Source organism: Streptomyces sp. B1866 (assembly GCF_031932565.1).
Lineage (GTDB): Bacteria > Actinomycetota > Actinomycetes > Streptomycetales > Streptomycetaceae > Streptomyces.
Map to the genome: position 1 here is coordinate 1 of NZ_JAVSCF010000551.1, position 956 is coordinate 956.

General features: G+C 73.7%; 1 protein-coding gene. It reads left to right on the top strand.

Translation table 11 applies throughout. From position 1 onward, the window contains the following. A partial coding sequence (locus RKE29_RS30125; protein ID WP_312008878.1) for a polyketide synthase occupies nt 1–956 on the top strand: 956 nt, incomplete at both ends.

The window sequence follows — 956 nt, forward strand, 5'->3', positions numbered from 1 at the left end:
GCGGCTGGGACCTGGAGCGGCTGTACGGCTCCGACCCCGAGCAGCCCGGCACGGTGTCCACCAGCGCGGGCGGCTTCATCGAGGGCGTCGGCGACTTCGACGCGGACTTCTTCGGCATCAGCCCCCGCGAGGCCCTGTCGATCGACCCGGCCCAGCGGCTGATGCTGGAAGCGGCCTGGGAGGCGTTCGAGAGCGCCGGCATCGACCCGACCTCGCTGCGCAACAGCGACACCGGCGTGTTCACCGGCGCGGTGACCTCGGACTACGGCGGGACGATGCCGCCGGAGCTGGAGGGATTCCGCCTGGCCGGCACGCAGGGCAGCGTGGTGTCCGGCCGCATCGCCTACAGCCTGGGCCTGGAAGGGCCCGCCGTCACCGTGGACACGGCGTGCTCGTCGTCGCTGGTCGCCCTGCACCTGGCCGCGCGGGCCCTGCGGTCGGGCGAGTGCTCGCTGGCGCTGGTCGGCGGCGTGACCGTACTCGCCGGCCCGTTCCTGTTCCTGGAGTTCAGCCGGCAGCGGGGTCTCGCGGCGGACGGCCGGTGCAAGGCGTACGCGGCCGCCGCCGACGGGACCGGGTTCGCCGACGGCCTGGGCCTGCTGGTGGTGGAGCGCCTGTCGGACGCGCGGCGCAACGGCCACACCGTGCTCGCGGTGGTGCGCGGCAGTGCGATCAACCAGGACGGTGCGAGCAACGGTCTGACGGCGCCGAACGGTCCGTCGCAGGAGCGGGTGATCCGCCAGGCGCTGGCCAACGCCGGTCTGAGCGCCGCCGAGGTCGACGCGGTGGAGGGCCACGGCACGGGCACCCAGCTCGGCGACCCGATCGAGGCCCGGGCACTGCTGGCGACGTACGGCCGCGAGCGCTTGAACGGCCCGCTGAAGCTGGGCTCGGTCAAGTCGAACATCGGACACACATCGGCCGCCGCGGGGGTGGCCGGTGTGATCAAGATGGTG